A 23553-nucleotide genomic window follows, 5' to 3' on the forward strand; every position below is an offset into this window, starting at 1 on the left:
AAGTCGTGGGCATAGTGCCGAAATAGATCTTCGGTTACTGACATCCTGCTGATCGGGGTTCACCTTGCGTGGGGAATGCACGGGCAATGGCAAGCTGACAGCGGTTCATTCCGCGGTGCTGCACACCGCTCAGGAAAGCCGCGCCCGGCCGGGTGGCCGGTCCCGCGTTGCCGCCTGGCGTCGCCGGCCGGCGACGCAGGCCGCCATAGACGCCCTCGCCTGGACCTGCGGCCTGCTGATCGCCGGCCTGACCACCGGCAGCGCCGCCGGTCCGCTCGTCGGACCCGGCGATCTGTTCCTCGTCTGCGCCGTCACAGGGACGGCGGCGGTCCTCGCCGGGGCCGTGTGCGGGCTGTATTCCGGGCGCTATCAGGCGGAGAGCGGCGCGGAGCTGAGTGCGGTGCTGGTCTCGGCCGCGCTGACCGGGCTCTTTCTGGAAGCCATCTGCCAGGCGGGGCTTCCCCTGCTGGGTGGCAGACCGGCCGTGGCCGGCCTCGCCGCTCTCATCGGCGTACTGGTCATGATCATCGTGAGGGTCGCGGCCGCGGCCGTCCGGCGCAGGCCCCAGCGACCCGCGCCGACCGCCGTCAAGGTGATCGTCTTCGGTGCGGGCAGCGCCGGAACGCAACTGGTGCAGAGGCTGATCGGGCAGCCCGGCGCGCAGTACCGGCCGGTCGCCCTGCTGGACGACGACCCCGCCAAGCGCCGGCTGCGCATCTGCGGTATCCGCGTGCACGGAGGACGGGACCGGCTCGCGGAGGTCGCCGCGGAGACCGGGGCGACGGTCATGGTGATCGCGATCGCCGGCGGGTGCCGGGACGGCGGGGTGATCAGGGAGCTGATCACACTGGCCGAGGCGAGCGGTCTGGTCACCAAGGTGATTCCGCGCGTCGAGGAACTGGTCGCCGGGCCGGCGCGGATCGACGACGTCCGCGACCCGAGGATCACCCAGTTGCTGGGCCGTGATCCGGTCCGGCTGGACCTGGAGGCCGCTGCCGGTCAGTTCGCCGGACGCCGCATCCTCGTCACCGGCGCCGGCGGCTCGATCGGTTCGGAGCTGTGCCGCCAGCTGCACCGGCTGGGTCCCGCCTCGCTGGTGATGCTCGACCGGGACGAATCGGCTCTGCACGCGATCCAGCTCGCGCTGCACGGCCGTGCGCTGCTCGACTCCGACGAGGTCGTGCTCGCCGACATCACCGATGCCGCGCGTATGCGCGAGGTCTTCGAGCAGACACGCCCCGAGATCGTGTTCCACACGGCGGCGGTGAAGCACCTGCCGCTGCTCGAGCGGTATCCCGCCGAGGCGCTGAAGACGAACGTGACCGGCACGCTGAACGTGCTGCAGGCGGCCGCGGCCTGCGGTGTGCGGTCCTTCGTGAACGTCTCCACCGACAAGGCGGCCGACCCGGTGAGCGTCCTCGGCACCTCCAAGCGGATCACCGAGCGGCTCACCGCGCACATGGCCGGGGAGTTCCCCGGGACATGGGTGTCCGTACGGTTCGGCAACGTCCTCGGCAGCCGGGGCTCGCTGCTCGGTTCGCTGTCCGCGCAGATCGCCGCCGGCGGCCCGGTCACCGTGACCCACCCGGAGGTCGCCCGCTACTTCATGACAGCCACCGAGGCCGTCCAACTGGTGCTGCAGGCCGTGACCGTCGGGGAGAGCGGTGAGGTGCTCGTCCTCGACATGGGGGACCAGGTACGCATCGTCGACCTCGCCCGCCGTATGGCCGCGGGGGCGTCGCAGCGCGTCGAGATCGTCTTCACCGGCCTGCGGCCCGGGGAGAAGCTGACCGAGGACCTGCTGGGCGAGGGCGAGCCGGACCACCGGCCGAGGCATCCCCTGGTCAGACAGGTACCGGTGCCCGCACTCGACGCCGGTGAGATCACCGGTATCGGTCACCTCACCCGGCCCGACGAGGTGCGTGCCGCTCTGGCGCTCCTCGCCGGCGCCCCCGACTCCGAGCAGCAGGCCGACCAGCCCGTGCTGCCCGGCCAGCCCGGAAAGGCAGGGGTCAGCACATGACCGCCCCGCCCCTGCCCGGCCAGCACTCGGCGGACACGGCGATCCCGCAGGCACCCACCTCCGTATCCGGCGGCGCCCGGACCGGCGGCCAGGGGCCCGACCTCAGGTCGTACCGGGGGAAGAGACTGCTGGACCTGACCGTGGTCAGCCTGATCATCGTGCCGGCGGCGCTGCTCTGCCTGATCGCCGCGCTGGCGCACCTGGTGGCGCACGGCAGACCCGTCCTGTACCGGCAGGAGCGTGCCGGCCGGGGTGGCCGCCCCTTCGTGCTGCTGAAGCTGCGCACCATGCGCAACGGCCCGGACAGGCCGGGTGACGCGGACACCGCCCGGGTGACCGCGGTCGGCCGGGTACTGCGCCGTACCTCCCTCGACGAGCTGCCGCAGCTGGTCAATGTGCTGCGCGGGCAGATGAGCCTGGTCGGACCTCGGCCGACACTGCCCTACCAGGTGCACCGGTACACCGATCGCCAGCAGTTGCGCCTGCTGGCGACCCCCGGCCTGACCGGCCTGGCGCAGGTGCACGGGCGACAGCGGCTGAGCTGGCCGGAGCGCATCGAGTGGGATCTGCGGTACGTCCTGCGCCAGAGCTTCCGGCTCGACCTGGTGATCCTGGTCCTCACCGTCTGGACGGTCCTTGCCGGGCGCGGAGCCACCGCCAGCCACGACAAAGATCCGATCGCCCGCAGACCAGAAAGGATGCCCTCAGGTGTCTGACAGCAACATCCGGATCCGGCTCGCCAGTCCCGATCTCGGTGACGAGGAGGGGAAGGCGGTACTCAGGGTCCTGCGCAGCGGCGTTCTCACCAACGGCGCGGAGAACGAGGCGTTCGGGCAGGAGTTCGCCGACCGGCACCAGGCACGCTTCGGTGTGACGTTCTGCACCGGCACGGCCGCGCTGCAGGCGATGCTGCTCGCCGAGGGCATCGGGCCCGGCGACGAGGTGATCGTCCCGTCGATGACCTTCGTCTCCACCGCGACATCGGTGTGCCACGTCGGGGCCACCCCCGTCTTCGGCGACATCGACCCACGGACGTTCAACCTCGACCCGGCATCCGTGGCGGCCCGGATCACCAAGGCCACGCGGGCGGTCATGACGGTTCACTACGCCGGGCAGCCCGGTGACCTCGACGGGCTGGCGCGGGTGTGCGACGCGGCCGGGGTGCCGTTGCTGGAGGACGCCGCGCAGGCGGCCGGCGCCGAGTACCGGGGCAGGCCGGTCGGCACCTTCGGCCGGTCCGCCATGTTCAGCTTCACCCCCGCCAAGAACATCACCACCGGTGAGGGCGGAATCGTCCTGACCAACGACCCGGACATCGCGGAGCGGCTGAAGCTGCTCCGCAACCACGGTCAGACCGGCCTCTACCGGCATGAGAGCCTCGGCTACAACTGGCGGCTGACCGAGATGCAGGCCGCGATCGGCCGGGTCCAGCTGCGCAAGCTGGACGGCATCCTGCGGCGCAAACAGCTGATCGCGGAATCACTGAGCCGGCGGCTGGCCGGTCTGCCGGGCCTGACGACGCCGTATCAGCTACCCGATGCCCGGGGAACCCAGGCGCTGTACACCTGCCTGCTTCCCGGCATCCGCGACCAGGTGCTCGCCGACCTGCTGGACCGGGGCATCGAGGCGCGGATCTACTTCCCGCCGGTACACCGGCAGCCGCTCTTCACCCGGAGCGAGGGCGGCACGGAGGCGGCCGCGGCCCTTCCGGAGACCGAGGCCGTCGCCCGGGCGATGCTCTCGCTGCCGGTGCACCACCGGCTGACCGACGCCGAGGTGGCGGAGATCGCCGACGCGGTGACAGCCGCCGTCGGCCGGGCGACCGCGTCACCGAACGCCGCCCGGCCGACGCCGGTCGGGGCCGGGTGACCACGCGTCAGGTGCAGGCGGGGGGCCCTGGGCCGGAAGCGAGCCCAGGGCCTGACCGCACCGCCCCAGGGTACGCCTGACCGGAGCCCGCGATCCGGACGCACGGGGCGGCACGGCGATGCCCTGCTCGTCCGTGCCGCCGTTCCCGTACGGGTGGCTCGCGCTGGGTGGGGTGGCCTGGTGGGGGAGTGGGGCGGTGTCGGGTGTCAGGGGTGTGATCGGTTCGGCGGGTCAGGTTGTCCGTGTCCTGGCGGGGATGCCGACGACCAACTGGCCGACCGTGACATCGCGGGTCACCAGAGCGGCGGCGCCGACCATGACGGACGGTCCGATCCGCCGGCCCTGCAGCACGGCCGCGTTGGTGCCCACCGTCGACCCGGCGCCGATGGTCACGTTGCCGGCGATGTTGGCTCCCGGCAGGATCGTCACGAAATCCTCGAGCACCGTGTCGTGACCGATGCTGGCCTGATAGTTGACCTGGACGTGTGCGCCGATGACGGTGCCGGTGGAGATGAACGCCTGGCCCAGCACGACGCAGCCACGTCCGATCCCGGCGCCGGGGGAGACGACCGCGCGCGGGTCGATCACCGTGGCGGCTCGCAGGCCGCGATCCTCGAACTCCCGGGCCAGCCTGCGGCGCACGTCGGCGTCGGCGATCGCGACCACGAACTCGTCCCGGTGCCCGCCGGACGGGGCCAGCTGCCCCGGCGTCAGCACCGGGCAGCCGTCCACCGTCGCGGCTGCCGGGTGCTCGTCCACGAAGACCACGTCGGGTGCCGAGGCCGTCGCCCGTACCGCGTCCAGCGTCTCCCTGCCGAAGCCGCCCGCGCCCACGATGTGCAGTGTCACAGCCCCGCCTCCGCCACCGGGCCCTCGCGCCGTGCCGGTTCCGAGACCGCGGCGAGAAAAGCGCCCGCCAGGGCGGTCATGCCGTGGTGCCGGTAGACCCACTCGCGGCCGCGCTCACCCATGCGTGCCCGCTCCGTCTCGCTCATCGCGGCCAGGCCCGCCAGCGCGCCCGCCATGTCGACCGGTGACTCGGCGGGCACGCACACGCCGCCGCCGGACTCGCGGACCGGGCCGCCGGGCGCGTTGCTCGCGAACAGCACCGGCTTGCCGGACGCCAGGTAGTCGAACAGCTTGTTGCTGCTGAGGCCGTACTTGAAGACCGCGACATCGCGCAGGCAGAACAGCGTCACATCCAGTTCGGCCAGCACGGCGGGTACGGCCCGCTTCGGCACCGGCGACCAGAACAGCACGTTGTCGAGGCCTTGCAGGCGAGCGAGCCGTTGGCACGCGGCCTTCTCCTGGCCGTCACCGACCATCACCACGGCGACCCGAGGATGGCCGGCGGCCCGCAGTTCCGCCGCGGCCGCGACGATGGTCGCCACCCCGTTGGCCGGGCCGTGCGAGCCGATGTAGCCGGCGGTGAGGCAGCCGTCCTTGCGGAAGCGCCTGATCCGCTCGATCAGGTCGGCGACCTCGGTCCCGGGGCCTGCGACGTCCGAGCCGGCCGACCGACCCGGCTCGACCGGCCGGGGGAAGTCCGCGATCCCGTTCGGCACGTAATGGATCTTGTCGGTCGGGACGCCGCGACCCTTCAGATAGTCGGCGGCACCCGGCAGCAGGCAGATCACGGCGGACGCGCGCCGGCAGAAGAAGGACTCGGCCAGCCGGAGCAGCCGGGCCGGCAGCCCGTTCGCGCGCAGCGCACCCATGTCGATCAGTGTCTGCGGCCACAGATCCCGCACCTCGACGACGAAGCGGGTACGGCGGCCCACGGCCGCCAGCCAGGCGGCGAACACCGCACCCAGGTGCACCGACGAGCCGACGATCACATCCGGCCGGTCCAGTCCCCGCTGCGTCGAGAGCACCCGGACCGCGTAGTGGGCCATGTTCAGGACCCGGCGGTATCCGTTGCCGCGGTAGGGCGGCGTGCGGACCCAGTGGAAGCGGACGCCGTCGATCGTCCGGGCGGCCACCTTCTCGCCGGGTGCGAGCCGCTCCTCGCGCCGGCTGAAATGGCTGAAGCTGCTGGCGAAGACGGTGACGTCGTGGCCCTCCGCCGCCAGTACCCGGCCCAACTCGTAGTGCCGGGTGCCGGCGGCGCAGTCCGGCGGCGCCGCATAGTGGTTGAAGATCCAGATCCTCATGTCCTCACCTCCGCCGAGACCGCCCCGCCGTACCCGAGGGCGTGCCGAGCGGCGGGTTCGTCATGTGACCGTGGCGCCGGTACTCCGGTGACCCCTACGGGGCTGCAACGTCGCCCAGGGGTATCGGCGGCCGGCCGGCCGCGGGTGGCGCCACGCACCGACGGATCTCGGAGCCCGGGCCCGGCCCACCTACGAGAAACGCTACTACCTTGCGTGCCCAAATGGATACGTTCGGTTACCGGTGCCGCTACATTGTGCCTGCCTGCCGAGACGGTGAGAGGAGTCCGCCGCCCGACGCGGCACCACCGATCCCGTCCCGCGACCTCGGAGGCTGTTCCCGGGTGCAGTCGATCATGAAGAGTCTCCGTCTCCGGTTGCCGGGGGTGAGCCCTGCGGCGATCGGAGGCACCCTGGTCACGCGACTGCTGGCCACGGCCATGAGTTTCGCGGCGGGTGTCATCGTGGCGCGGGACCTCGGCGTCCAGGGCCGGGCCACGTTCGCGGTCATGATCTCGGTCCCCACGGTGCTGAGCATCGTCACGGTCCTGGGCATGGACAACGCCAACGCCCGGTTCGCGGGAACCTCGCACACCGCGTTCCGGCAGATCGTCCGGTGGAGCGTGGCGTTCTCCCTGGGCCCCGGTTCGGTGCTGGCGGGGCTGTGGCTGCTGCTCGGCCATCTCTGGCCGGTCGTACTCCTCGGTGTGCCGTTCAGGCTCGCGCTGATCGCGGCTCTCATGTGCCCGGTGACCCTGCTGACCTCACTGCTCGGCACGGCTGAGATCGGTCGGGGGCGGGTCAGGACGTACAACCTTGCGAGCGCCGTCCCCTCGGCCTTCCATCTCGTCGGGGTCTGCGGCCTGCTGGCCGCGGGATCACTGACTCCCACCAGTTGCTTCCTGTCGGCACTGGCCGGGCAACTGCTCTGCGCCGGACTGCTGTTGATCGCGTCCACCACTCGCGTCCACGACGACGGCGAACGGGTCTGCGTCCGGACCTTCGGAGGCTTCGCCATCAAGGCGTACCTCCCGAACCTGATCCACTACGGGATGCTGCGTCTCGACGTGCCGGTGATCCAGTTGCTCGCCGGTGCGACGGCCGTGGCCATGTACGCCGTCGCGCTGCCCCTGGCGGAGGCGATGTTCCTGCTCCCGACGGCGGTGGCGCTGGTGATGTTTCCCGCGGTGACGTCGGGGGTCGTCGACGCGCGAGCCGCGGCGAGGATCGCGCGGACCGTGCTCGTCGCAGCCGCCGTGACCGCCGCCGTCGCGGCGGCGGTCGTGCCCTTCCTGATCCCGGCGGTCTACGGGCGGCCGTACTCCGGTGCCGTGCACGTGATCTGGGCGATGCTTCCGGGGCTGGTGCTGTTCAGCACGGGCCGCGCACTCCAGGCGTATCTGGCCGCCACCGACCTGCTGCGACCGGTGATCACAGCCACCGCGGTCGGCGCGGTGGTCACCGTCGTGCTGCTCGTGACCCTCACACCCCATTACGGCGCGGTCGGTGCCGGCGCGGCCGATTCCGCCGGATATCTGGTCTTCGCGGCGCTGCTGGGCCGCGGGACGCGGCTGCGGGTCCGCGCCCGCCCGAGCGAGCCGGCCGCGCCCGGCACCGAGGAGGTACCCGTCGTGCCCGCTCGTCCGACGGCCGGACGGCTGTCGCTCAAGACGCTCAGAGACCGCTGGTGCGGTGCTCTCCCGAGGCCGGTGAGGTCCGTTTCGTCCGGAAGGGCACTCGTGGGCGCGGCGGGCCTCGTGACCGCGGCCGGGGTCGGCTACGCCGCCCTGGAGTACAGCCCCGCCATCAGCGCCCTCGGCGTCCTGAGCGTCGCCGGGCTCGGCGTCGTCGCGCTGGCCTGTGCCCTGATCCCGGACGCGCCCCTGTACGTGCTCGCGGCGGTCATCCCCTTCTCCCAGTCGGACGTCGGGATCTCGCTGATCAGCCCGAGACGACTGGTCGCCGTGATGCTCCTCTGCCTGCTGGGCCGCCTCCTCGCCGGCCGGGGGATCGCGTGGCCGAAGCTGGCCGGCGTCCTGGTCACCGCCGGCACGGTCGGGTACCTGGTCTCCGCCAGCGCCGTGATCCGCGACAGCGATCCGCTCAGTGCGGGCCACTGGCAGTACCTGCTGCTGGCGTGCGCGCCGCTCCTGCTGCTGCCCCTGGTCACCGAACCCGGACCGGCGCTCGACCGGGCACTTCTGGTGTTCTGCTGGGGCAGTGTGGTTCTGGCGGTGATCGAGATCGTCCAGGCGGGATCCGTCTTCGCCATGAAGGGCGACCTCACCGCTGCCGACACCGCCGTGCTCGCCATCACCCAGGAGGGCGCGGCCAACCACAACGCCGTGGGTGCCCTGTTCGTCATGGCGGCCGCCGTGATGCTCGTGCGCTACCCGGCCGTACGCAAGGGCCTGCCGCGGCTGGTGACCGCTGTGGGGATCGTCGTGCTCGCTCTGGGGGTCGCGTACTCGCTGAGCCGAGCGGCCTACCTCGCGGGGATCGCGGTGGTCGTGTGCTACGCCGCCCGCAGATCACTGCGCGGCGTCCTGACCCTCGGCGTCGGAGCGGCCTGCCTGGTGCCGCTGTTGCCCGCCGCGATCGGGGCCCGGTTCGACTCCATCCTCGGCAGCGCGCCGGACGCCAACTCCGCGGTACGGCTCGACCTGTGGAGCAGCGCACTGCGGATGTTCGAGGAATACCCGCTGTTCGGCGTCGGATATCTGAACTTCGCGGGCCAGTTGCCCGCCTACTACCAAGCGACCGGTGATTACGAGGTCATGTTCCTACAGCTCCCGCTCCTGGAATTCGCGCACAACACCTACCTGACAGTGCTCTCACAGACCGGCCTGGTGGGCGCGGCCGGGATCGGCGCGATCGTCGTGCTCGGCGCCCGCCGGGCATGGCGGGCGATCCGCTCCGGTGATCCGGCGGGCGAGGCGGCCCTGCTGGCCATGGTCGGGGCCGGCGTCTGCTCGGTGTTCGGCGAGGTGCTCCTGGTTCCTTCCCTGCTGGCCGGTCTGGTGCTGATCATCCTGCAGGCGAAGCCGGTCACGGCCGACGTACCACCACCGTCGCCACCGGCTCCGGCTCCGGCTCCGGCTCCGGCTGCGGCCTCGGGTCCCGTGCCGGCACCGGTACCCGCGGGGGTGGCGCGATGAGCACCGTCAGGGCCGACAAGCGCTCCCGGCCGTTGCGCATCCTGCAGATCACCTCGACCGCGGTCGGCGGAAGCTGGTTCCACGATCAGGTGCGGGGCCTCGCGGAACTGGGCAACGAGGTCTGCGCGGTGCTGCCCCGTGAGGGCCCGCTCGCCGACCGGTTGCGCGGGGTACCGGGCGTCCGGGTGGAGATCATCCCCTTCGGGCTGTCCCGCCGGATCAGGCAGTTGCCGGGACTGATGGCCGCCCAGTGGCGGCTGATGAAGTTCGTCAGGGCGTACAAGCCGGACGTCATCCATTCCCACCTGATCATCGCGATGCTTGCCGCCCGTGTCGCGTCGGCCGCCTGCCGGACGGCACTGGTCGTGTCACAGGTCCCCGGGCTGGTGCATCTACGGATCGCGCCCTTCCGGATCCTGGATCGGCTCACGCTCCGCCGGGACGATCTGGTCCTCGGATCGTGCCGGGCGATCGCGCGCCGCTACCAGGCCATGGGAGCGCGGTCCGTCGCGGTCAGCTACTACGGGTGCGACGTCCACAGGTTCGATCCGGCGGCCTCGCCGGACGCGTTCCGTCGCGAGTTCGGCCTCACCGACGACACCCCGGCCGTCGGCATGGTCGCCTACATGTACCCGAGCAAGCTGCGGGACTTCCGCCAGGTCGGAGTCAAAGGCCATGAGGTCTTCATCGACTCCGTCCCGCTGATCCTGCGTCAGCACCCCGAGGCCGTCTTCTTCGTGGTCGGCGACGAGCTGGTCGGCGACGGGAAGTACCGGCGCTCGCTCGAAGACCGCGCCGCCCGGCTCGGCGTCGCCGACCGGATCCGTTTCACCGGCTTCCGAACCGACATCAGCTCCGTCATGGCCGGGCTGGACGTCCTGGTGAACCCGTCCATGGACGAGTCCGCCTGCTACACCGTGGTGGAAGCGCTGCTCATGCGCAAGGGCGTGGTGGCGACCGACGTCGGCGGCCTGCCGGACACCGTCCGGCACGGCCGCACCGGCCTGTTGATCCCGCCCGCCGACCCCCCGGCGCTGGCCGATGCCGTCAGCGCACTGCTGGCGGATCCCGCGGCACGTCTGCACATGGCCGGCCAAGGACGTGACCTGGCGCTCCGCCAGTTCGACATCGCCGGGACGGTCGGCCAGGTGAACGGGCTGTACCACCAGGCACTGGCCACACGGGGGCGTCGCCGGCCGCTCGACACGGGGAGCCCGGAGTGAAGGACGACGGGACGCGGGCCGGCGGGACGCTCGCCGCTCTGGCGGGCAAAGCCGTACGCGATCTGCGGCGGCCGAGCTTCCCGGTCGAAGTGGCGAGACCGCCGGGGGAGATGACGACCGGCCGGCCGGGCCGGTACCCGCTCGACCTGCGGCCGATGACGGCTCGAAGCGTGCTCGACCACGACCGGGTGGTGGTGACCCGTGCCGCGACCGGCGAGGTCTACCGCAACCCGGTGTCGGTGAGCCTGTACGCGCTCGCGCAGCACACCGGCGCGCTCGCCGTCGGACGGCACCCGGCCACCGGAGGTGAACCGCCTCCGGGTGTCCGGGCGTTGCTGACCCAGGCCGGATGGCTGCGCGCCAGCCAGGACGGCAACGGCGGCTGGCGCTACCCGGTGCCGGTGCCCCGGTACGGGGTGCGCCCGGGCTGGTACTCGGCCATGGCCCAGGGACTGGCGGCGTCCGTGCTGCTGCGCGGATACGCCGCCACCGGTGAGCGGTCCTTCCTCGACGCGACCGAGGGCGCGGTGGAACTGATGCTCCGACCGCTGGACGCGGGCGGTTGCTCGCACTACGACCGGCTCGGGCGCGCCTTCCCCGAGGAGTGCCCGTCGGACCCGGTGAGCCACATCCTCAACGGCGCGGTCTTCGCCCTCTTCGGCCTGTGCGAGCTGAGCCGGCTTCAGGGGGACAGCCGCCACGAACCCGTGGCGGACCGGCTGCTCGACTCGCTGGCCGGGTTCGACCTGGGGTACTGGACCAGGTACGACCTCCGGTACCGGGCGCCCGCCAGTTTCGCCTACCACTGCCTGCACGTCGCGTTGCTGACCGCGGCCGGCAGAGTGCTCGGCGACCCGCGATGGCCGGCGACGGCGCTCAGGTGGGACCGCTACACGCGCAGCCCGGCCAGGCGGCTGCGGGCCGCGGTGGGGAAGGGCGTGTTCGTCCTCGGGGAGCGCCGTGCCCGATCATGACCGGATCCCGCCACGGCTCGCCGGACGCGAATCGCCGGCCCCGCCCCTGCGCATCGTCCTGCTCGCTCCGGCCGCATCGGCGCACACCCGGCGCTGGGCGGCGGATCTGGCCCTGAGAGGCCACGAGGTCACCGTGTGCAGTTGGCACGAGCCGAGCCTTCGTCCCGACGGCTGGCGAGCCGTGTCCGCACCCGCGGGAGGCAGTGTGCCGTTGCGGGTGATGCGCGCGGGGCGGTGGCTGCGCCGCGAGATCCGCCGGGCCCGGCCGGATGTCGTCCACGTCCATTCGCTCGGCGTGCACGGGGCGCTCTCCCTCCTGCTGCCGGCCCGTCCGGCGACCCCGCTCGTGATCACTCCCTGGGGTTCCGAACTGCGTGCGGCGGACGGGCATCCCGGCCGGGCCTCGGTCGCCCGGCTGGCGCTCCGGCGGGCCGCGCGCGTGGTGCCGACCTCCCGGGAGATGGCTGAACTGGTGGTCAGCCGGTACCGGGTGCCGCGCTCACGGATGACGGTCATCTCCTGGGGGGTACCGGACGTGCTGCTGGACGCCGGAGACGACGCCGGCCCCCGAGCGACGCGCGCGACGTACGGCATGCCGGCCGAAGCCACGGTCGTGCTGTCGGTCCGCAGCACCTCGGAGGTCTACCGGACCCATGAGATTCTCGCGGCGTTCACCCGCGCCGCACGGGTTCGGCCCGACCTGTTCCTCGTGCTGGTGGCGGGACACCGGCCGGCCCACGCCGCCGCCGGACGGGCCCAGCGGGAGTATCTCGCCCTCCTGCGCGCCCGGGCGCGGGACCTGGCCGGCCGGGTCGCCGTCATCGAGCAGCCACTCGGTCAGGCCGAGATGTTCGGCCTGATGCGGGCGAGCGATGTGGCGGTCTCCGTTCCCCGTGCCGACCAGCGAAGCTCATCGGTGCTCGAGGCCGCGGCCGCGGGGTGCCGGCTGCTGCTCTCCGACATCGCGCCCTATCGGGAACTGGTGGGCGAGGGCCTGCGCGCGGACCTGCTGCGCGAGCCGCTGGTCGGCTCGCTGGCCGACGCCCTCTCACACGCGCGGCCGCTCGACGACACCGATCGCCTGTCCAACCGGAGGCTGATCGGCCAGACGGAGCGCGGCTCCCTGAAGGTCGCGGAACTCGAAGGCCTGTACAGGGACGTGGCTCGCGCGGGGACTGCTTCGCGCCGGTGACCTGTGTATATGAGATGAAAGGACCATAGCGGCGGTGTGCGTCGCAAGGGTCGTTCGGTGGGCCGACACGGGGGGTGGCTCCCTCGCTCGAAGAGCCCGAGTGCCTATGGTCGACTGCGTCCATAGGGAACAGAAAGCCTCAATTCGGGTGGTTCCCTCAGTCCCGTGAGGGGTGCAGCTTGGATCTCCAAGGATTCCTGAAGGCTCTTGCCAGACGCTGGCCGACGGTCGTGGTCTGTCTGGTACTCGCGGTCGGGGCGGCGATCGCCGTGACAAGCGTGAGCACCCCCGTCTACGAGGCGAGGACCCAGCTCTTCGTCGCCACCCGCACCGGCGAGAACACCGTCGATCTGAACCAGGGACAGACGTTCTCGCAGGCGCGTGTGCAGTCGTACGCGGAGATCGTGACGACCCGTCAGGTCACCGCTCCGGTTGTGAAGCGGCTGGGGCTGCGCACCACCCCGGAGGAGCTGGCGTCCCGGATCACCGCCGTCGTTCCGGTCAAGACGGTGCTCATCGACATCACCGTCCGGGACACCGTGCCCCGGCGCGCGGCGCGCATCGCCAACACCGTGGCACAACGGTTCAGTTATGTCGTCGAGCAGTTGGAGACCCCGAAGCGGTCGGTCTCCGCGACGTCCGAGGAGGGCACAGAGGAGGAGGGCGCCGCCCCGGTCTCCCCGGTCTCCCTCGGCGTCACCCAGGAAGCCATCGCGCCCACCTCTCCCACGTCACCCCGCCCGTGGCTGAACCTGGCCGCGGGGATGGCCGGGGGCCTGCTGCTCGCTGCCGGGCTGGTCGCCCTGCGCGAGACGCTCGACACCACGTTCAAGACGAGTGAGGCCCTGGGCGAGTTCATCGCCCTGCCCGGCCTCGGCACCATCCCGTACGACAGGAGCGCCCCGAAGCAGCCGCTCGTCAGCGCCGACGGGAACTCCAGGCGCGCCGAGGCGTTCCGCAAGCTCCGCACCAACCTGCAGTTCGCGCAGGTCGACGATCCGCCGCGGATCATCGTGGTGACGAGTTCGCTGCCCGGCGAGGGCAAGACGAACACCGCGATCAACCTCGCCCTCTCGCTCGCCGAGGGCGGCGTCTCCACCTGCCTGGTGGACGGCGACCTGCGCCACCCGAACGTGGCGTCGGCCTTCGGCCTCGTCCAGGACGCGGGCCTGACCACGGTACTCATCGGGCAGGCCCGGGTGGCGGACGTGATGCAGCAGGTCGCCGGGGGGCTCTCGGTGCTCGCCAGCGGTGCCGTACCGCCGAACCCCGCGGAACTGCTCGCCTCGGCGCGCATGGAGGAGGTGCTGCGCGAACTCGCGGGGACGTACCAGGTCGTGATCGTCGACACCGCGCCGCTGCTGCCGGTCGCCGACACGCTGGGACTCGCCCCTCTGACCCAGGGGGCGCTGCTGGTCGTACGGGCCGCGAAGACCAACCGGGACCATGTGCGCACCGCCAGGGAATCGCTGGACCGCGTGGGAGTCCGCGTGCTCGGCACCGTCTTCAGCATGGCTCCGGTCCCCAAGGTCGGCCGTTACGGCACATACGGCGCCTACGGGCAGTGCGGCGAACTGCCCGCTCCCCGTACCTCGGCCACGGAGGAGGGGACGGCCGCCGGCGCGGTGACGCGTCCCACGGACGGCACATGACCCGGATCCTGTTCGTCTGCACGGGCAACGTGCACCGCTCGGTGCTCGCCGAGCGCCTGCTGGCGGCGAGGCTGCCACCGGGCTCGCCGCTGCGGCCGGAGAGCGCCGGCACGGGGGCGTGGCACCGGTCCCGCATGGAGGACACCACCCGGGCGGTCCTGGAAGAACTGGGCGGTGACGGTTCCGGATTCGCCTCCCGCCCGCTCACCGCACAGCTCATGGCGGGTGGCCCGCTGGTTCTCGGGCTCGCGCGTGAGCACCGTGAGGCGGCCGTGCGCCTCGCGCCGGCGGCGATGCGGCGCTGCTTCACCCTGAAGGAGTTCCTCCGGCTCGCGTACGGCGCGGGTGCCGGGGCCGGTGCCGTCGGGGGCGGATTCGAGGCCGCGGTGGCGGCGGCGGCCGCCCGTCGCGGTGCCGCGGCCCCGGTCCCGCCGGCCGACGACGACATCCCGGACCCCTGGGGCAGACCCCGTGAGGGGCTCTACGAGTGTGCCCTGGAGATCGACAGGGCGGTGAGGAGCCTGGTCCGGCTGTCCGGGGACAGGTCGTCGGCGCTCCCACAGGGGGGCATTCACTGAGCCGTCTCCTCCCCACGGGCGCACGCGGCGAGCGGTGAGGACGTGCGGCTCCGCGCGGCCGGTGCCGGCGGTCATCGCGCCGGGCGCGCACCGGCCGGACGCGGGGGCCGGGCACGGCCCCCGCACCCGGTCAGCCCAGCAGACCGGCCAGGCGCCGCCAGGCCTCGCGCGGCAGCGCGTCCGCAGCCCCCTCGTCGATCACCTGCAGCGCCACATGGTCCGCCCCCGCCGCGTGGAACTCGTCCACCCGCGCCCGGATCCGGTCGTCGTCGCCCCAGGCGTACACCGCGTCGATCAGGCGGTCGCTGCCGTCGGCCGCCAGGTCCTCCTCGGTGAAGCCGAGGCGGAGGAACATGTTCGTGTAGTTCGGCAGGCCGAGGTAGAAGGAGAGGTGGCCGCGGGCGATCGCGCGGGCGCGGTCCGGGTCGGCCTCCATGATCACCTTCAGCTCGGGGGCGAGGAGCGGTCCGTCCCTCAGGGTCTCGCGGGCCTGCGCGGTGTGTTCGGGCGTGACCAGGTACGGGTGTGAGCCGGCCGCCCGGTCGCGGGAGAGGCGGAGCATCTTCGGGCCGAGGGCGGCGAGCACCCGGCGCTCGGCGGGGACGCCTGCCGTGTCCAGGGCGTCCAGGTAGGCGACCATCGCCGAGTAGGGGCGCTGGTAGCGGTCGGCGAGCTTGGCGTGGCTCACACCGAGGCCGAGCAGGAAGCGGCCGGGCCGGGCGGCCTCCAGGGCGGCGTACTCCGCCGCCGTGTCGCCGGCCTCGTACTGCCAGATGCTCTGGATGCCGGTGGCCACGGTGAGCCGGGACGTCGCCTCGATCAGTGGTACCGCGTGGCGTACGGCGGAGCTGCCGCCCAGCCAGACCGCGCCGAAGCCCAGCTCCTCCAACTCGACTGCGGCTTCGGAGAGTTCACTGCGACGGGCAGGGTCCTCCGTCCGCAGGCCGATGCTCCAGATGCCATGGCGTCCTGTGTTCTGTTTCCCCATGCAGGTCGCCAACCGGCCGCGCCCGGTGATGTATTCCTTCGTGGGGCCGTCGGGCCGTCGAGGGTGATCGCGCAGTTCCCCGCGCCTCTCGATCCCGCCGCGCCCCTCGACCCCGTCCGCGCTGCTCAACCCGCGGTATCCCCTGCCCTCGTCACCCCGTCCCGGACCCCTCCGACACAAAATCGTGTCCGATCCATTGACGCCCCTCCCGCCTCACCCGTACCTTCTGGCCGAAGTTACGCACAGTGTTCGTAATTTCGAACATTCTCCCCCTCTGAGTCGCTCCCGGAAGGGACTTGCCAGTGTTCCGCATACAGGTCCGTCACTGGGTGACATGTGGGGCCGCGCTGCTGGCCCTCTTCGCGTCGCTCCTCGCCGTCCAGCCCGCCGGCACCGCCGTCGCGGCGGACGGCAAGCCGTTCACCAACCCGGTCAAGTCGCAGAAGGGCGCCGACCCCTGGCTGGAGTACTACAACGGCAACTACTACCTGGTGACCACCTCGTTCACCGGTGAGCTGACCATGCGGAAGTCGCCCACACTGGCCGGGCTGAACACCGCGCCCAGTGTGCAGGTGTGGTCGGACAGCACCTCCACCCGCAACTGGAACATGTGGGCCCCGGAGATCCACTTCTTCGACGGCAAGTGGTACCTCTACTACTCCGCCGGGCCGCGCGGCTCAGCCTGCTGCGACGACCAGCGCACCCACGTCCTGGAGAGCGCCGGCTCCGACCCGATGGGGCCGTACACCTACAAGAACCAGCTCGCCGGGTCCAACCTCAACCCGAACGGCTGGCTGATCGACGCCAGCGTGCTCAAGTACGCCAACAAGCTCTACCTGGTCGGCAGCGGCTCGGCCGGCGGCAGCAAGCAGAGCCTCGTCATCGCGCCGCTCAGCAACCCGTACACGCTCGCCGGCACCACCTTCACCGTGATCTCCAGCCCGACCCTGAGCTGGGAGACGCAGAGCGGTGAGGTGAACGAAGGGCCCGAGCCGCTCTACCGCAACGGGCGCACCTTCCTCATCTACTCCGCCAGCGCCTGCTGGGGCCCCGACTACAAGCTCGGGCAGCTGGAGCTGACCGGTTCCGACCCGCTGCTCGCCTCCTCGTGGACCAAGAAGCAGACCCCCGTGTTCCAGCGGAGCGACGCCAACGGCGTCTACGCGCCGGGCCACAACGGGTTCTTCACCTCGCCCGACGGCACCGAGAACTGGATCGTCTACCACGCCAACGACGCGGCGAGCGACGGCTGCGACAACGGCCGGACGACCCGCGCGCAGAAGTTCACCTGGAAAGCGGACGGCACGCCCGACTTCGGCACTCCGGTCGCCCTCGGGACCACCCTCGCAGGCCCCTCCGGTGAGACCGCGACGACCCCGAACGCTTACACCATCGTCAACCGCAACAGCGGCAAGTGCCTCGACGTCAACGGCGGCAACACGGCCGACGGCACCAACATCCTCCAGTGGACCTGCAACGGCGGGGCCAACCAGAAGTGGCGCGTCGAGGACCGCGCCGACGACACCAGCCGCCTCGTGAACGTCGCCACCGGCAAGGTCGCCGACGTCGCCGAGTGCGCGAGCACCGACGGCACCGACATCCGCCAGTGGTCCTGGCTGAACAACAACTGCCAGAAGTTCCGCATGGTCTACCTCGGCGGCGACTACGTCCGGATCGTCAACGCCTCCACCGGCAAGGTCATGGACGTCGCCGACTGCGGCACCGCCAACGGCACCGACGTACGCCAGTGGTCCTGGCTCGACAACAACTGCCAGCAGTGGCGGCTCGTCCCCACGACCGCCTGACCGGCGGACGGTTCCGGCGTCGGTGGACGCCGGAACCGTCCGCAGGTCCGATCCATCCGCGACACCCGAAATACGAAGGGCCGCACTACATGAGACGACTCGTCAGACGGATGGTGGTGGCCGCGGCGGCGGCGCTCGCCGTCCTCACCGGCGTGACCACCCCCGCCCAGGCCGCAGCGCCCGCGTCACCCGCCGTGACCTTCACCAACCCCATCGCGCTCCAGCGCGCCGACCCGCACATCTACAAACACACCGACGGCTACTACTACTTCACGGCCACCGTGCCCGCCTACGACAAGATCGTGATGCGCCGGGCCACCACCCTCCAGGGCCTCTCCACGGCCGCGGAGACGACCATCTGGACCAAGCACGCCAGCGGTGAGATGGGCGCCCACATCTGGGCCCCGGAGATCCACTTCATCGACGGCAAGTGGTACGTGTACTTCGCGGCCGGCGCCTCCAACGACATCTGGAAGATCCGCCCGTACGTCCTGGAGTCCAGCTCCGCCAACCCGCTCACCGGCACCTGGACCGAGAAGGGCCGGATCAGCCTGCCGCTGGACACCTTCTCGCTGGACGCCACGACCTTCACCCACAACGGCACCCGCTACCTCAGCTGGGCGCAGAACGACCCGGCCGTCGGCAGCGGCACCAACCTGTACCTGGCGCGGATGTCCAACCCCTGGACCATCAGCGGCAGCCCGGTGATGATCTCCAAGCCCGAGTACTCCTGGGAGACCGTCGGCCACCGCGTCAACGAGGGCCCGGCCGTCCTGCAGAAGAACGGCAAGGTCTTCATGGCCTACTCGGCCAGCGCCACCGACGCCAACTACTGCCTCGGCCTGCTGACCGCCGACGCCACCGCCGACCTGATGAACCCGGCCTCCTGGGCGAAGACCGCCACGCCGGTCTTCAAGAGCAACGACAGGACCGGCCAGTACGGGCCCGGCCACAACACGTTCACGGTCTCCGAGGACGGCAAGTCCGACATCCTCGTCTACCACGACCGCGACTACAAGAACATCAGCGGCGACCCGCTCAACGACCCCAACCGCCGCACCCGCTACCAGAAGCTGTACTGGAACGCCGACGGCACGCCCAACTTCGGCATCCCCGTCGCCGACGGCGCGACCCCGGTCCGCTTCTCCTCGTACAACTACCCGGACAGGTTCATCCGGCACTGGGAGTACCGCGCCAAGCTGGAGGGCAACGTCACCAACCTCGCCGACTCGCAGTTCCGGGTCGTCACCGGTCTGACGGGCAGCGGCACGGTCTCCCTGGAGTCGGCGAACTTCCCCGGCTACTACCTCCGCCACAAGAACAACGAGCTGTGGGTGGAGAAGGACGACGGCACGGCGCTCTTCGACGCCGACGCCTCGTTCCACCAGCGGGCCGGTCTCGCCGACTCCGCGGCGGGCGTCTCGTACGAGTCGTACAACTTCCCCGGCCGCTACATCCGCCACTACAACAACCTGCTCTACACCCAGCCGGTGAGCACCACCCTCGACCGGCAGGACGCCACCTTCTACAAGGAGTAGCCGCCCTCCCCACGCGCGGACACCGATCAGCGGGCCACCCGCACGTCACCCCACGGCGACGCGCGGGTGGCCCGCCGCCATGGGCGGACCGGCCGCACCCCAGGGCCGCCGCGCTCCGGGCCCGACTCACTCCGGGCCCGACTCACTCCGGCGGTGTCACCTGCACCAGACCCGACTGGTAGGCCATTACCACCAACTGGGCCCGGTCCCGGGCGCCCAGTTTCGTCATGGCGCGGTGGATGTGGGTGCGGACGGTCAGCGGGCTGACGTAGAGCTTCTCGGCGATCTCGTCGTTGGACAGGCCCTCCGCCGCGAGGGACATCACCTCGCGTTCGCGGGTGGTGAGGGTGGCGAGCCGCTCGGGGGCGGTCAGGCGGGTGCCGGGAGCGGGGGCGGTGAGGAAGCGGGTGATCAGGGTGCGGGTGGCGGTGGGGGAGAGCAGGGAGTCCCCGGCGGCGACCGTGCGGATGCCGTCGAGGAGGGCGTCGGCGGTGACGTCCTTGCCGAGGAAGCCGCTCGCGCCGGCGCGCAGCGCCTGGGCCACGTACTCGTCGATCTCGAAGGTGGTGAGGATCAGTACACGGGTGTCGGACAGCTCCTCGTCGGCGCAGATCACGGCCGTGGCGGTGAGTCCGTCGGTGCCGGGCATCCGGATGTCCATGAGGACCACGTCGGGGCGGTGGACGCGGACGAGGTCGACCGCCTCCCGGCCGTCGGTGGCCTCGCCGACGACCTCCAGGTCCGGGCAGGAGTCGATGAGGATGCGGAAGGTTGCCCGCAGGAGTGCCTGGTCGTCGGCGAGCAGGACGCGAATGGTCATGGGGTCTGTTCCACTTCGAGCCGTGGGGTGCGGGGGCGGGGGCGCAGCGGAAGATCGGTGGTCACCTCGAAGCCGCCCTCGGGCCGGTGACCGGCGCTCAGCGCGCCGCCGACCGACTGGGCGCGTTCACGCATGCCGATGAGGCCGAAGCCGCGGCAGTCGTCGAACACGACGGGCGGGGGAGCCGTGCCGCCGCCGTCGTCGGTGACCGTGATCGTCAGATGCGACTCCTCGTAGGCGAGGCGGATCCGCGCCGCGTCCGCCGCCGTGTGCTTGCTGACGTTGGTGAGGGCCTCCTGCACGATCCGGTACGCGGTCAGGTCCACGCCCGGGTCGAGCGGCCCCGGGGGGCCCTCCGTGGTGACGGTGACCGTGAGACCGGCTGACTCGCAGGCGGCGACCAGGTCGGGGAGCCGGTCCAGGCCGGGGGTGGGGGCGACGGGCGCCTCGGGGTCGTCGGGCTGGCGCAGCACGCCGACGGTGGCCTTCAGCTCCCGCAGCGCCGACGACGTGGTGGCGGTCAGGTCGGTGAGGATCCGGTGGGCCTGCGCGGGATCGGTGCGGGTGAGATGCGCGGCGGTGCCCGCCTGGGCGTTGGCGAGGGCCAGATGGTGGGCCACCACGTCGTGCAGGTCGCGGGCGATGCGCATCCGTTCCTCGGCGACCCGCAGGCGGGCCTCCTCCTCGCGGGTGCGCTCGGCGTGCTCGGCGCGGGCCTGCACGGACCTCAGATAGGCGCGCCGCACCTGGGTCGCCTTGCCCGTGGCGAGGGGCAGCAGCAGCCAGAAGACGGGGCCGATCGTCCTGATCAGCGGGGAGAGGTGGTCCATGGAGTCGGCGAACACCGCCGCGAGCGTCGTCGCCGCGATGGTGGTGAGGCCGTAGACGCGGGTGGTCTGCCGGTCGGTCTGGGTGGCCAGCCAGTAAAGGGCCCCCATGACCGGCGCCAGCAGCAGGGGGGTGACCAGATAGCCCAGCGTGACCGCGACGATCGTGCACAACGTGGTGATGACGAGGGCGACGCGCGGGTGAGTGCGGTGCTTCAGCACGGCGAGACAGGAGACGCCCATGAGGGCGACGCCGATGTTGTCCTGGTCCGGCGGGTCGGCGCCGGGCAGGGTGAGCGCGCTGCCGAGTGTCGCGCAGCCCATCAGCGTCGCCGCCAGCACCAGATCGATGAGGAAGCGGTGCCGGTCCGTGAACTCCTCCAGGCGGTCGGCATAGCGCCGGTCCAGGCTGATACTCATCGTGACTCCGGTCGGTGGGGCTGGGGACCATGGTGGTCGAGAGGGGGTGCGGACGCCCCGAGGGCCGTCCGTGGCCTTCGCCACGAACGGCCCCGGTGGGGGGTGGTGCGGTCGGATCAGGTACGGGCCCCCACGGGCTCGGCCCGTTCGGCCGGTCCGGGCTCCGGCTCGGGCCGGCGGCTCAGTGCCTCGCCCTCCACGTCGACGCGGGGCAGCGCGCGGTCCAGCCACTTCGGCAGCCACCAGGCCCTGTCACCGAGCAGCGTGAGCACGGCGGGCACGATCGCCATGCGGACGACGAACGCGTCGAACAGGACCGCCGAGGCCAGCCCGAACCCGATCATCTTGATCATGGAGTCGCTCTCGCCGATGAACCCGGCGAACACCGCGATCATGATCAGGGCGGCGGCCGCCACCACCCGGGCGCTGTGCCGGAAGCCGCTGGTGATCGCCTCGTCGGGCCGGTCGCCGTGGACGTACGCCTCCCGCATCCGGGAGACGAGGAACACCTCGTAGTCCATGGCGAGACCGAAGACGATGCCCACCAGGAAGATCGGCATCAGGCTCATGATCGGGCCGGTCTGCTCCACGCCCAGCAGCTCCGCGCCGTGGCCCTGCTGGAACACCAGGACGACCACGCCGAGCGAGGCGAGCACCGACAGCAGGAAGCCGAGCGCGGCCTTGAGCGGGACGAGCAGCGAGCGGAAGACGACGAGCAGCAGCAGGACGGCGAGGCCGACCACGACCAGCAGATAGGGGACCAGCGCGGACTGCACCTTGTCGGAGATGTCGATGTTCAGCGCGGTGGTCCCGGTGACCTCGTATGTCGCGCCCGTCTCGGACTCGATGCCGGGCCGCTCGTCCCGGATGACCGTCACCAGGTCCTTGGTCTTCTCGTCGGTCGGCGCGGTGGCGGGCACGGCGGAGAAGACGGCGGTGTCGCCGGCCTCGTTGAAGCGCGCGGGGGAGACGGACACGATGCCCTCGGTGGCGCCGATGTCCTTCGCGACCGTCTCGGCGGCCGCCTTGGCGTCGTCGGTGCCCCGGGCGTCGACGACGATCGTCAGCGGCCCGTTGAAGCCGGGCCCGAAGCCCTCGGCGAGCGCGTCGTAGGCCCGGCGCTCGGTGGTGGAGGTGGACTTGGCCTCGTCGCCGGGCATGCCCAGCTGGAGGTCGGTCATGGGTACGGCGAGCGCGCCGAGGCCTATGACACCGAGGAGCAGGACGGGCACGGGCCGGCGCAGCACGAACCGGGCCCAGCGGGTGCCGCCGTTGTCGCCGCTCTCCGCGAGTCGGCCGCTCCTGCGGGCCCTGCGTGCCAGCACGGCGTTCGGCCAGAGCCCGAGGACGGCCGGGACCAGGGTCAGCGCGATCAGTACGGCCACGACGACCGCCCCGGCGGCGGCCAGACCCATCTTCGTCAGCATCGGGATGCCGACCACGGACAGTCCGGCCAGCGCGATGACGACGGTGAGCCCGGCGAACACCACCGCCGATCCGGCGGTGCCGGTGGCGAGGGCGGTCGCCTCCTGGGGCGTACGGCCGTTGGCGCGTTCCTCGCGGTAGCGGGAGACGACGAACAGGGCGTAGTCGATGCCGACCGCGAGGCCCAGCATCATCGCGAGGGTGCCGGTCGTGGTGGACAGGCCGAGCGCGTCGGACAGGGCGAGGATGGCGGCCATGCTGACGCCGACGCCGACCAGCGCGGTCAGCAGCGGCAGTCCGGCCGCGGCGAGCGAGCCGAAGGTGACCAGCAGGACGACGGCGGCGATGGCGACGCCGATCACCTCGGCCGCACCGCCCGCGCCGCCCTGCCCGGCGACCGCGTCGCCGCCCGCCTCCACGGTCAGCCCGGCGTCCCGGGCCTGGTGGAGGGCGCTCTCCAGGTGGGCCCTGCCGGCGTCGGAGAGCTCGTTGGCGCTGACCTTGTAGGTGACGGTCGCATACGCCGTGGAGCCGTCCTCGCTGACGGCCCGCGCCTGGAACGGGTCGACGGCGTTCGCGACCTGCGAGCCGTCGGCCAGGTCGGCCACCGCCTCCTCGATGGCCTTCTTGTTCGCCGAGGCGGTGACCTTCTCACCTCCGGGCGCGACGAACACGACCCGGGCGGTGGCGCCGTCGGCGGTCAGGCCGGGGAAGCGCTCCTCCATCAGGTCGAACGCCTTCTGGGACTCGATGCCCGGCATGGAGAACTCCTCGTCGGAGGCTCCCGGGGCCTTGACGGCGCCGATACCGACGGCACCGAGGACCGCCACCCATATGAGGGTGACGTACCAGCGTTTGCGGAAGGCCAGCCGGCCCAGCCGATAGAGGAAGGTTGCCATGGGGCGCAGGTC

At 71.7% G+C, this 23553-nt stretch carries 17 protein-coding genes; 11 read left to right on the top strand and 6 right to left on the bottom strand.

Going from position 1 to position 23553, the window contains the following annotated elements; translation table 11 throughout:
• The first annotated feature begins 115 nt into the window (after window positions 1–115).
• From AC067N_RS00420 to AC067N_RS00430, 3 genes are read left to right on the top strand one after another with little or no spacing between them, the layout of a single operon-like run.
• Window positions 116–2023: an SDR family NAD(P)-dependent oxidoreductase gene (locus AC067N_RS00420; RefSeq protein ID WP_478676642.1), complete on the top strand. Its 1908-nt coding sequence runs from the start codon at window positions 116–118 to the stop codon at window positions 2021–2023.
• Complete coding sequence (locus AC067N_RS00425; RefSeq protein WP_478676643.1) at window positions 2020–2739, top strand: sugar transferase; 720 nt, start codon at window positions 2020–2022, stop codon at window positions 2737–2739. Before AC067N_RS00420 ends, AC067N_RS00425 begins: the two co-directional genes overlap by 4 nt.
• Window positions 2732–3892, top strand: a complete 1161-nt coding sequence (locus tag AC067N_RS00430) for a DegT/DnrJ/EryC1/StrS family aminotransferase (RefSeq protein ID WP_478676644.1) — start codon at window positions 2732–2734, stop codon at window positions 3890–3892. Before AC067N_RS00425 ends, AC067N_RS00430 begins: the two co-directional genes overlap by 8 nt.
• A 231-nt stretch (window positions 3893–4123) precedes the next feature.
• Here the strand turns inward: AC067N_RS00430 and AC067N_RS00435 are convergent, their stop codons facing one another.
• On the bottom strand, window positions 4124–4741 hold the full coding sequence (locus AC067N_RS00435) for an acetyltransferase (RefSeq protein ID WP_478676645.1): 618 nt from the start codon (window positions 4739–4741) through the stop codon (window positions 4124–4126).
• Window positions 4738–6045, bottom strand: coding sequence for a glycosyltransferase family 4 protein (locus AC067N_RS00440; RefSeq protein ID WP_478676646.1), 1308 nt, complete (start codon window positions 6043–6045; stop codon window positions 4738–4740). The genes AC067N_RS00435 and AC067N_RS00440 overlap by 4 nt, the downstream gene beginning before the upstream one ends.
• Window positions 6046–6398: 353 nt before the next feature.
• On the opposite strand from AC067N_RS00440, the gene AC067N_RS00445 reads away from it, so the two are divergent.
• The 6 genes from AC067N_RS00445 (at window position 6399) to AC067N_RS00470 (ending at window position 14819) form a co-directional block, all read left to right on the top strand.
• On the top strand, window positions 6399–9200 hold the full coding sequence (locus tag AC067N_RS00445) for an O-antigen ligase family protein (protein WP_478676647.1): 2802 nt from the start codon (window positions 6399–6401) through the stop codon (window positions 9198–9200).
• Window positions 9197–10423, top strand: coding sequence for a glycosyltransferase family 4 protein (locus tag AC067N_RS00450; RefSeq protein WP_478676648.1), 1227 nt, complete (start codon window positions 9197–9199; stop codon window positions 10421–10423). Before AC067N_RS00445 ends, AC067N_RS00450 begins: the two co-directional genes overlap by 4 nt.
• Window positions 10420–11397, top strand: coding sequence for a D-glucuronyl C5-epimerase family protein (locus AC067N_RS00455; protein ID WP_478676649.1), 978 nt, complete (start codon window positions 10420–10422; stop codon window positions 11395–11397). Before AC067N_RS00450 ends, AC067N_RS00455 begins: the two co-directional genes overlap by 4 nt.
• Window positions 11384–12589, top strand: coding sequence for a glycosyltransferase family 4 protein (locus AC067N_RS00460; protein WP_478676650.1), 1206 nt, complete (start codon window positions 11384–11386; stop codon window positions 12587–12589). The genes AC067N_RS00455 and AC067N_RS00460 overlap by 14 nt, the downstream gene beginning before the upstream one ends.
• A gap of 179 nt (window positions 12590–12768) precedes the next feature.
• Window positions 12769–14241, top strand: coding sequence for a tyrosine-protein kinase domain-containing protein (locus tag AC067N_RS00465; RefSeq protein WP_478676651.1), 1473 nt, complete (start codon window positions 12769–12771; stop codon window positions 14239–14241).
• Entirely contained in the window at window positions 14238–14819 is a 582-nt protein-coding gene (locus tag AC067N_RS00470) for an arsenate reductase/protein-tyrosine-phosphatase family protein (RefSeq protein WP_478676652.1), read from the top strand. The genes AC067N_RS00465 and AC067N_RS00470 overlap by 4 nt, the downstream gene beginning before the upstream one ends.
• 130 nt (window positions 14820–14949) lie before the next feature.
• Here AC067N_RS00470 and AC067N_RS00475 read toward each other — a convergent pair whose 3' ends face one another.
• Window positions 14950–15807, bottom strand: coding sequence for an LLM class F420-dependent oxidoreductase (locus AC067N_RS00475; RefSeq protein ID WP_478676653.1), 858 nt, complete (start codon window positions 15805–15807; stop codon window positions 14950–14952).
• A gap of 302 nt (window positions 15808–16109) precedes the next feature.
• On the opposite strand from AC067N_RS00475, the gene AC067N_RS00480 reads away from it, so the two are divergent.
• A complete protein-coding gene (locus AC067N_RS00480) occupies window positions 16110–17612 on the top strand; it encodes a family 43 glycosylhydrolase (RefSeq protein WP_478676654.1) in 1503 nt (500 codons plus the stop codon).
• A gap of 89 nt (window positions 17613–17701) precedes the next feature.
• Window positions 17702–19150 carry a family 43 glycosylhydrolase gene (locus tag AC067N_RS00485; RefSeq protein WP_478676655.1) on the top strand — a complete coding sequence of 483 codons (1449 nt, stop codon included), beginning with the start codon at window positions 17702–17704 and terminating at the stop codon, window positions 19148–19150.
• Between the two features lie 142 nt (window positions 19151–19292).
• Here AC067N_RS00485 and AC067N_RS00490 read toward each other — a convergent pair whose 3' ends face one another.
• The 3 genes from AC067N_RS00490 to AC067N_RS00500 form a co-directional block, all read right to left on the bottom strand.
• Complete coding sequence (locus AC067N_RS00490; protein WP_478676656.1) at window positions 19293–19970, bottom strand: response regulator transcription factor; 678 nt, start codon at window positions 19968–19970, stop codon at window positions 19293–19295.
• Complete coding sequence (locus AC067N_RS00495) at window positions 19967–21217, bottom strand: sensor histidine kinase (RefSeq protein ID WP_478676657.1); 1251 nt, start codon at window positions 21215–21217, stop codon at window positions 19967–19969. Before AC067N_RS00495 ends, AC067N_RS00490 begins: the two co-directional genes overlap by 4 nt.
• Before the next feature lie 116 nt (window positions 21218–21333).
• Window positions 21334–23541 carry an MMPL family transporter gene (locus AC067N_RS00500; RefSeq protein WP_478676658.1) on the bottom strand — a complete coding sequence of 736 codons (2208 nt, stop codon included), beginning with the start codon at window positions 23539–23541 and terminating at the stop codon, window positions 21334–21336.
• Window positions 23542–23553: the final 12 nt, after the last annotated feature.

It is taken from the genome of Streptomyces sp. NPDC042364 (assembly GCF_056437585.1).